Origin of the sequence: Vibrio sp. 99-8-1 (assembly GCF_013114595.1) — a bacterium.
Classification (GTDB): Bacteria; Pseudomonadota; Gammaproteobacteria; order Enterobacterales; family Vibrionaceae; genus Vibrio.
On the sequence record NZ_VTXE01000034.1, the window covers coordinates 41,876 to 50,883 of the forward strand.

General features: G+C 43.3%; 11 protein-coding genes. All 11 read left to right on the forward strand.

The window, feature by feature from the left end; all coding sequences use genetic code 11:
• The first annotated feature begins 1 nt into the window (after position 1).
• Positions 2-775, forward strand: coding sequence for an AAA family ATPase (locus tag F0227_RS17410; RefSeq protein ID WP_171754517.1), 774 nt, complete (start codon positions 2-4; stop codon positions 773-775).
• A 29-nt stretch (positions 776-804) separates the two neighbouring features.
• Positions 805-1,683: a ParB/RepB/Spo0J family partition protein gene (locus F0227_RS17415; RefSeq protein ID WP_171754518.1), complete on the forward strand. Its 879-nt coding sequence runs from the start codon at positions 805-807 to the stop codon at positions 1,681-1,683.
• 192 nt (positions 1,684-1,875) lie between these two features.
• On the forward strand, positions 1,876-2,265 hold the full coding sequence (locus F0227_RS17420; protein ID WP_171754519.1) for a F0F1 ATP synthase subunit I: 390 nt from the start codon (positions 1,876-1,878) through the stop codon (positions 2,263-2,265).
• Positions 2,266-2,273: 8 nt separating this feature from the next.
• Positions 2,274-3,086 carry a F0F1 ATP synthase subunit A gene (gene atpB / locus F0227_RS17425; protein WP_171754520.1) on the forward strand — a complete coding sequence of 271 codons (813 nt, stop codon included), beginning with the start codon at positions 2,274-2,276 and terminating at the stop codon, positions 3,084-3,086.
• A gap of 59 nt (positions 3,087-3,145) precedes the next feature.
• A complete protein-coding gene (gene atpE, locus F0227_RS17430; protein ID WP_171754521.1) occupies positions 3,146-3,400 on the forward strand; it encodes a F0F1 ATP synthase subunit C in 255 nt (84 codons plus the stop codon).
• Between the two features lie 76 nt (positions 3,401-3,476).
• Positions 3,477-3,947, forward strand: coding sequence for a F0F1 ATP synthase subunit B (atpF, locus tag F0227_RS17435; protein ID WP_171754522.1), 471 nt, complete (start codon positions 3,477-3,479; stop codon positions 3,945-3,947).
• A 15-nt stretch (positions 3,948-3,962) separates the two neighbouring features.
• The gene (gene atpH / locus F0227_RS17440) at positions 3,963-4,496 is read left to right on the forward strand and encodes a F0F1 ATP synthase subunit delta (RefSeq protein WP_171754523.1); all 534 of its coding nucleotides are present in this window, start codon (positions 3,963-3,965) and stop codon (positions 4,494-4,496) included.
• A gap of 13 nt (positions 4,497-4,509) precedes the next feature.
• A complete protein-coding gene (atpA, locus tag F0227_RS17445; protein WP_171754524.1) occupies positions 4,510-6,051 on the forward strand; it encodes a F0F1 ATP synthase subunit alpha in 1,542 nt (513 codons plus the stop codon).
• Between the two features lie 66 nt (positions 6,052-6,117).
• The gene (atpG, locus tag F0227_RS17450; RefSeq protein ID WP_171754525.1) at positions 6,118-6,984 is read left to right on the forward strand and encodes a F0F1 ATP synthase subunit gamma; all 867 of its coding nucleotides are present in this window, start codon (positions 6,118-6,120) and stop codon (positions 6,982-6,984) included.
• Between the two features lie 34 nt (positions 6,985-7,018).
• Positions 7,019-8,422: a F0F1 ATP synthase subunit beta gene (gene atpD, locus F0227_RS17455; RefSeq protein WP_171754526.1), complete on the forward strand. Its 1,404-nt coding sequence runs from the start codon at positions 7,019-7,021 to the stop codon at positions 8,420-8,422.
• A gap of 18 nt (positions 8,423-8,440) precedes the next feature.
• Complete coding sequence (locus F0227_RS17460; RefSeq protein ID WP_171754527.1) at positions 8,441-8,863, forward strand: F0F1 ATP synthase subunit epsilon; 423 nt, start codon at positions 8,441-8,443, stop codon at positions 8,861-8,863.
• The last annotated feature ends 145 nt before the right edge of the window (positions 8,864-9,008 follow it).

Genomic DNA, 9,008 nt, shown 5'->3' on the forward strand with positions numbered 1-9,008 from the left:
TGTGGGAAGAATTATAGCTATAGCCAACCAGAAGGGTGGCGTCGGAAAGACGACAACATGCATTAATTTAGCAGCGTCTATGGCCGCAACCAAACGCAAAGTATTGGTTATCGATCTTGACCCACAAGGTAACGCTACTATGGCTAGCGGGGTAGATAAGTACCAAGTTGATGCCACGGCTTATGACCTTCTTGTTGAAGATACCCCTTTTGAAGAAGTGGTGTGTACTACGACAAGTGGTGGATACGATTTAATCGCTGCCAATGGTGATGTGACGGCTGCAGAAATCAAATTAATGGAAGTGTTTGCCCGTGAAGTTAGGTTAAAAAATGCACTAGCTTTAATTCGCGATAACTATGATTTCATCTTTATAGATTGTCCACCTTCACTAAACCTACTTACAATCAACGCCATGGCAGCAGCTGACTCTGTGTTAGTTCCTATGCAGTGTGAGTATTTTGCACTAGAAGGTTTAACGGCATTGATGGATACCATCAGTAAGTTAGCCGCTGTTGTAAATGAAAACTTAAAAATAGAAGGTTTATTACGAACCATGTTTGATCCGAGAAACCGTTTGTCTAACGAAGTTTCTGATCAACTTAAGAAACATTTTGGTGGTAAAGTATACCGTACTGTTATTCCTCGTAATGTTCGATTAGCAGAAGCGCCTAGTCATGGTCGACCGGCCATGTATTACGATAAGCATTCAGCAGGTGCAAAAGCATATTTGGCGTTAGCTGGGGAAATTCTTCGACGCGAAGAAGTCCCTGCATAAGTTTTTAAGGAATAGAGGAATATACCTAAATGTCTAAACGTGGTTTAGGAAAAGGCTTAGATGCCCTATTGGCAACCAGCTCTCTTGCAAGAGAAAAACAGCAGGTTGCGGATGAGAGCCAGTCAATTTCGGCTGAGGGTAATTTAGCTGAGCTGGCGATCTCAAATTTACAACCTGGTGTCTATCAACCACGTAAAGAGATGTCGAAAGAGGCGCTAGAAGAGCTGGCTGCTTCAATTCAATCGCAAGGAATTATTCAACCTATTGTGGTTCGACAACTGCAAGATAATCGCTATGAGATTATTGCGGGTGAGAGACGCTGGCGAGCAGCAAAACAGGCGGGCTTAAAAAAGGTTCCGTGTGTTATAAAAAATGTAGAAGATAGAGCCGCCATTGCCATGGCGCTTATCGAAAACATTCAGCGAGAAGATCTAAATGTCATCGAAGAAGCTCAAGCGTTAGAGCGTCTTCAAGATGAGTTTGAACTGACGCATCAACAAGTCGCTGAAGTCATCGGTAAATCGAGAACAACAGTGACTAACTTGCTGAGACTCAATCAGCTTGATAGTGATGTTAAACAGCTGGTAGAACAAAAAAAATTAGAAATGGGGCACGCTCGTGCTCTGTTGGTTTTGGAAAGTGGTGATCAAACAGACGTTGCACAGGTTATTTCTGAAAAACAGATGACCGTACGTCAGGCTGAGCAGTATGTTAAGAAGTATTTAGCTCCTAAGCCGGTAGAAGCATCTGTCGATGAGGAAGCGATTGAGATTTCAGAGCGATTAACTCACTCTTTAGGCTCTAATGTTGCTTTGATTCGTTCTGCAAATGGAAAGTCAAAATTGACAATTACATTTGATGAACCTCACAAATTAGAGCAATTAATAAAATTGCTCGACAGTGAGTGATCATCTTCACCAAAATATGAATTGTTACAAGAATTCTTGTGAAAGTTGTAGGTTTGTAAACAAAAACGTTAATTAATGCTGCATTTGTATTGCATTAATAGTTACTGACCGTATAATTTTCGCCGTTTTTCCAAGCACAGTGATGTGGACGTATATAGTACGCCGTTGGAATTAATATAGAGGTATGAATACATGGTAGCTACGCTAGCGCGACCAGGGCGAGAGCTTGCAAAGCGATTGTTATTGATTCAATCTAGCGTGGTTACAGTTGTAGCAGCAGGAATGGCTTTGGCCATTAGTGTTGATTGGGGAGTTTCTGCGTTAATCGGTGGGGGTATTTTTGTTATCGCCAATGCCGTATTTGCGCTTTTCGCTTTTATGTACAGTGGGGCTAGAGCTGCGAAAGCAGTGACGGTTTCGTTTTATACTGGTGAAGCATTAAAAATCCTAATTACTGTCATTCTGTTTTCTGCTGTTTACATGTGTATGCAGGTGGACTTAGTTCCCCTGAAGCTAACCTATTTGCTGGCATTAGGGATTAACATCTTTTTGCCCGCGCTATTCATTAACAAAAAAAAATAGGATGAGTTATGGCTGCGCCAGGTGAAGCGCTAACAGCGTCCGGATATATTGAGCACCACCTTACTAACCTCTCTTTGTATAAATTGGGTTTAGTAGCGGAGGAGACCAGTTTCTGGAACGTGAATATCGATAGCCTGTTTTTTTCTGTGTTTACAGGGATGTTATTCCTTTGGGTATTTCGCTCTGTAGCAAAGAAAGCAACAGTAGGTGTACCGGGTAAGCTCCAATGTGCTGTAGAAATGTTGGTTGAATTTGTCGCTGATAACGTCAAAGAAACCTTTCATGGACGCAACCCATTGATTGCCCCGTTGGCACTGACTATCTTTTGTTGGGTATTACTAATGAATATCATGGATTTAATTCCAATTGATTTCTTACCGTATCCAGCACAACATTGGCTAGGTATCCCTTATTTAAAAGTGGTTCCTTCTGCTGATGTAAATATCACCATGGCAATGGCTCTGGGCGTTTTTGCCTTGATGATCTATTACAGCATCAAGATAAAAGGTCTGGGCGGATTTGCGAAAGAATTGGCTTTACATCCATTCAATCATCCTGTGATGATACCGTTTAACCTACTTTTAGAAGTTGTTTCGCTATTGGCTAAACCTCTTTCTCTTGGTATGCGTTTATTCGGTAACATGTTTGCAGGTGAGGTTGTATTCATTCTTATCGCGGCAATGCTACCGTGGTGGTTACAATGGGTAGGTGCTCTTCCATGGGCAATATTCCATATTCTGATTATTTGTATCCAAGCGTTTGTATTCATGATGCTGACTATCGTATATCTATCGATGGCACATGAAGACCCGGATCACTAATTAAATTTTACAGCTTTTATTAGGCACATTAAGCCAACAACTATAAATTGGAGATAGTAATGGAAACTTTACTGAGCTTTTCAGCAATCGCCGTGGGTCTTATCGTCGGTCTTGCTTCTCTTGGTACTGCGATTGGATTCGCAATTCTAGGTGGTAAATTCCTTGAAGGTGCTGCGCGCCAACCAGAGATGGCTCCTATGCTACAAGTTAAGATGTTTATCATCGCGGGTCTACTTGATGCGATTCCTATGATTGGTATCGTAATAGCACTTCTATTCACATTTGCTAACCCATTTGTTGGTCAACTAGGTTAATCAACAGAACAAAGTCATAAACTTTGTCGTTGATTAGCAATTTTTCGTTGGTGAACAAAATAGAGGAGTAGCTGTTGTGAATATGAACGCAACTCTGCTAGGTCAAGCAATAGCATTTACACTGTTTGTGTGGTTCTGCATGAAATATGTATGGCCGCCAATTATGGGTGCTATTGAAGAACGTCAGAAAAAAATTGCTGACGGTCTACATGCTGCGGAAAGAGCAGCAAAAGACTTGGATTTAGCACAAGCTAACGCTTCAGATCAAATGAAAGAAGCGAAGCGCACAGCAACTGAGGTCATTGATTCAGCGAACAAACGTAAAGCTCAAATTATTGATGAAGCTCGCGAGGAAGCTCAGGCAGAACGCCAGAAAATCCTAGCTCAAGCGGAAGCAGAAATTGAAGCAGAACGTAATCGCGCGAAAGATGAACTGCGCAAACAAGTTGCTACTCTGGCTTTAGCTGGTGCGGAGAAAATTTTGGAGCGCTCTATCGATAAAGATGCGCAAAAAGATATTCTCGACAACATTACTGCAAAACTTTAATGCAAGGGGTGCAATATGTCTGAACTGACAACAATAGCACGCCCCTATGCCAAAGCAGCGTTTGACTTTGCGGTAGAAAAAGAGGCATTGGATCAATGGAGCCAAATGCTTACTTTTGCTACTGAAGTAGTAAATAACGAAGATATGGCAGAGCTGTTAACCGGTTCTGTTTCTGCAGATAAACTTGCAGATATCTTTGTTGCCGTTTGTGGCGATCAGTTTGATGAACATGGTCAAAACCTTATTAAGGTGATGGCTGAGAATGGTCGATTAAAGGCTATTCCTGAAGTTTGTGAAGAGTTTTTAGTTCTGAAACATGAACTGGAAAAAGTGATTGATGTAGAAGTTATTTCTGCCTCTAAACTGACCAAAGAACAACTTACAAAAATCAGCAAAAAACTTGAAAAACGTCTAGAACGTAAAGTTAACCTGAATTGTAGTGTAGAAGAGACCCTACTTGGTGGGGTTATTATTCGAGCCGGAGACCTAGTCATCGATAACTCAACTCGCGGTCAAATTGATCGTTTGAGCGATGCATTGAAGTCTTGATGGGGATTGGAGCATGCAACTTAATTCCACGGAAATAAGCGACCTAATCAAACAACGTATCGAATCTTTCGATGTTGTAAGTGAAGCTCGTAATGAAGGTACTATCGTATCGGTAAGCGATGGTATTATTCGCATTCACGGCCTAGCGGACGTGATGCAAGGTGAAATGATTGAACTACCGGGTGGCCGTTACGCACTAGCACTTAACCTTGAGCGTGACTCGGTAGGTGCGGTAGTAATGGGTCCTTATGCCGACCTACAAGAAGGCATGAAAGTAACAGGTACTGGTCGTATCCTTGAGGTACCAGTCGGTCCTGAAATGCTTGGTCGTGTGGTAAACACACTGGGTGAGCCTATCGATGGTAAAGGTCCAATCGAAGCGAAACTGACTTCTCCTGTAGAAGTTATCGCTCCGGGTGTAATCGACCGTAAATCGGTAGACCAACCTGTACAAACTGGTTATAAGTCAGTTGACTCCATGATCCCTATCGGTCGTGGACAGCGTGAACTTATCATCGGTGACCGCCAAACAGGTAAAACAGCGATGGCAATTGATGCCATCATTAACCAGAGAGACTCTGGTATTTACTCTATCTACGTAGCGATCGGTCAGAAAGCATCGACTATTGCTAACGTGGTTCGCAAACTAGAAGAGCACGGCGCGTTAGCTAACACTATCGTTGTTGTTGCATCTGCTTCTGAATCTGCTGCGTTGCAATACCTTGCACCATATGCAGGTTGTGCGATGGGTGAGTATTTCCGAGATCGCGGTGAAGATGCACTGATTGTTTATGATGATCTATCTAAACAAGCGGTAGCTTACCGTCAAATTTCTCTACTACTTAAACGTCCACCAGGCCGTGAAGCCTTCCCAGGTGACGTATTCTACTTACACTCCCGTCTACTAGAGCGTGCTGCTCGTGTAAACGAAGAGTACGTAGAGCGTTTCACTAAAGGTGAAGTGAAAGGTAAGACAGGTTCTTTAACTGCATTGCCTATCATTGAAACACAAGCCGGTGACGTATCAGCATTCGTACCAACCAACGTAATCTCGATTACTGATGGTCAGATCTTCCTACAAACTGAACTGTTCAGTGCAGGTGTTCGTCCTGCTGTTGATCCAGGTATTTCAGTATCTCGTGTAGGTGGTTCAGCTCAGACGAAAATCATCAAGAAGCTATCTGGCGGTATCCGTACAGCACTAGCTCAATACCGTGAACTTGCAGCGTTTGCACAGTTCTCATCGGATCTTGATGAAGCGACTAAGAAGCAGCTAGACCATGGTCAAAAAGTAACAGAACTAATGAAGCAGAAACAATATGCTCCTATGTCTGTTTTTGACCAATCACTAGTTATCTTTGCGGCAGAACGTGGATATTTGGAAACTATCGAGCTAAATAAGCTTGCTGATTTCGAAGATGCACTACTTTCGTTTGCTCGTAGCCAGTTTGCCGATTTTGTAACAGAGATCGATACGACGGGTGCATACAATGATGAAATCGAAGCACAACTTAAAAAGATTGTTGACGATTTCGTAGCAACCCAGACCTGGTAATTGATAAGTGAGTCGGTGACCTTAGGGTCACCATTAACGAAGTTATCATAAAGAGAGAGTAATACGATGGCCGGCGCAAAAGAGATTCGTACTAAGATCGGGAGTGTTAAAAGCACTCAAAAGATCACGAAAGCGATGGAAATGGTAGCTGCTTCTAAAATGCGTCGTTCTCAAGACGCGATGGGAGCTTCTCGTCCATATGCTGAAACAATGCGTAAAGTGATCGGTCATTTGGCAAACGGAAACCTTGAGTACAAACATCCGTACTTAGAAGAACGTGAAGCCAAACGTGTTGGTTACATCATGATTTCTACTGACCGCGGCTTGTGTGGTGGCCTGAACATTAACTTGTTCAAAAAAGCCATGTTAGACATGCAAGAGTGGAAAGGGAAAGATGCTGAAATTGATTTAGCCGTTATCGGTTCAAAAGCAACAGCATTTTTCAATAACAGTGGCGCTAAAGTGGCTGCTCAAGTATCTGGCCTTGGAGATGATCCAAGCTTGGAAGACTTGATCGGTTCAGTTGGTGTAATGCTGAAGAAATATGATGAAGGCGAGTTAGATCGTCTATACGTAGTGTATAACAAGTTTGTTAACACTATGGTTCAAGAACCAACGATCGATCAATTACTACCTTTGCCTAAATCGGATAGCGAAGATATGAAACGCACTCATTCTTGGGATTATATCTATGAGCCTGAGCCGAAACCATTACTAGACGCACTATTGATTCGTTATGTTGAATCTCAAGTGTATCAAGGTGTGGTAGAGAATCTTGCTTGTGAGCAAGCAGCTCGAATGATTGCGATGAAAGCAGCTACAGACAATGCTAGTGACCTGATTGAAGATTTAGAACTTGTGTATAACAAAGCCCGTCAATCGGCTATTACACAAGAACTGTCTGAGATCGTATCGGGCGCAGCAGCGGTTTAAGCATAGGTAAAACTAATTAGTTAGAGGATTAACGATGGCTACAGGTAAGATCGTACAGATCATCGGTGCGGTAGTCGACGTAGAGTTCCCACAGGGCGAAGTACCTCGTGTATACGATGCTCTGAATGTTATTGAAGCGAAAGAACGTTTGGTTCTTGAAGTTCAACAACAGCTTGGCGGTGGCGTTATTCGCGCAATCGTAATGGGTAGCTCTGATGGTTTACGTCGTGGATTAGTAGTAGAGAATACTGGCGCTCCAATCACTGTACCAGTAGGTACTAAAACTCTTGGTCGTATCATGAATGTATTAGGTGATGCGATTGATGAGTGTGGTGATATTGGCGCGGAAGAGCACTATGCTATTCACCGTGAAGCACCAAGTTATGAAGAACAGTCCAATGTGTCTGAACTTCTAGAGACCGGTGTTAAAGTAATCGACTTGATTTGCCCATTTGCTAAAGGTGGTAAAATTGGTCTATTTGGTGGTGCAGGTGTAGGTAAGACCGTTAACATGATGGAACTTATCAACAACATCGCACTACAACACTCAGGTCTTTCAGTATTCGCGGGCGTTGGTGAACGTACTCGTGAAGGTAACGATTTCTACTATGAGATGCAGGAAGCGGGCGTTGTAAACGTTGAGAATCCTGAAGAGTCTAAAGTAGCAATGGTATATGGTCAGATGAACGAGCCACCGGGCAACCGTCTACGTGTTGCACTGACTGGTTTGACAATGGCAGAACGTTTCCGTGACGAAGGTCGTGACGTACTGTTGTTCATCGATAACATTTATCGTTATACCCTTGCGGGTACAGAGGTATCGGCTCTATTAGGTCGTATGCCATCTGCGGTAGGTTATCAGCCAACACTAGCTGAGGAGATGGGTGTTCTACAGGAACGTATCACATCAACAAAAGCGGGTTCTATCACGTCTGTACAGGCGGTATATGTACCAGCGGATGATTTGACGGATCCATCTCCAGCAACGACGTTTGCTCACTTAGATGCAACGGTTGTACTTAGCCGTAACATCGCAGCGATGGGTCTATACCCAGCGATTGATCCATTGGATTCGACTTCACGTCAGCTTGATCCATTGGTAGTAGGTCAGGAACACTACGACGTAGCTCGTGGCGTTCAGTCTACACTTCAGCGTTATAAAGAGCTGAAAGATATCATCGCAATCCTAGGTATGGATGAGCTGTCAGAAGAAGACAAACTCGTAGTATCACGTGCACGTAAGATTGAGCGTTTCCTTACTCAGCCTTATCACGTAGCGGAAGTATTTACAGGTGACCCTGGTATCTACGTATCTCTTAAAGAGACATTACGTGGCTTCAAAGGTCTACTAGCTGGTGAATACGATGACATTCCTGAGCAAGCGTTTATGTACTGTGGTGCAATCGACGATGCTATTGAGAATGCTAAGAAGCTATAAGGCTAAATAGGAGGCGATATGGCAGCAATAACCTTTCACTTGGACGTAGTAAGTGCAGAAAAGAACATCTTCTCTGGGCTAGTTGAAACGTTTCAGGTGACCGGGAGCGAAGGTGAACTTGGTATTTTCCATGGACACACTCCGCTGCTGACCGCTATTAAGCCTGGTATGGTGCGTATTGTTAAGCAACACGGCCACGAAGAAATCATTTATGTTTCTGGTGGTATTGTTGAAGTTCAGCCTGGTACAGCGACTGTACTGGCTGATACTGCGATTCGTGGTGACGAACTAGACGCAGCTAAGGCAGAAGAGGCCAAGCGCAAGGCTGAGGAGAATATCCAAAATCAGCATGGCGATATGGACTTTGCACAAGCGGCCAGTGAACTGGCTAAAGCCATTGCTCAGCTTCGAGTGATCGAACTGACAAAAAATAGACGCTAATTATTTTGGTGTTATGTGAGAAAGGCGGCCATTTGGTCGCCTTTTTGTTTTCAACCCTTAAACCACCTTCTAGGAAGGTGGTGATCGTCCATTAGGGCTTTGCCCGAAGGACGCTCATGTTCAATATATCCATGTTTGTAACCAG